Annotated in this window: 1 protein-coding gene; it reads right to left on the reverse strand. The window is 36.6% G+C overall.

Features of this window, described 5'->3' with window-relative positions:
• Positions 1-232, reverse strand: a 232-nt coding sequence (locus CWC16_RS20130; RefSeq protein ID WP_212747467.1) for a peptidase associated/transthyretin-like domain-containing protein, incomplete at both ends; no start/stop codon positions are given.

Genomic DNA, 232 nt, shown 5'->3' on the forward strand with positions numbered 1-232 from the left:
TTGTTAGTGGGGCGAGATATAGCCATAACGTATCTCGTTGTAAATGGATCGCATGAAATGTTGATGTATCGAAATGGTAGCCAACGGCTGCGAATGAAAATAATTGATTTTCGGAAAGTTGAATTTTAAAACGACCGGTATGGCTTGTCATTACCGTTTGTTTTGTATTCAAATTTGTAACACTGGCTAATGGGATAGGTTCTTTGGTTAAACTATCTTTTAAATAACCCCA

The sequence above is a fragment of the Pseudoalteromonas sp. S3776 genome, from assembly GCF_005886915.1.
Classification (GTDB): domain Bacteria; phylum Pseudomonadota; class Gammaproteobacteria; order Enterobacterales; family Alteromonadaceae; genus Pseudoalteromonas.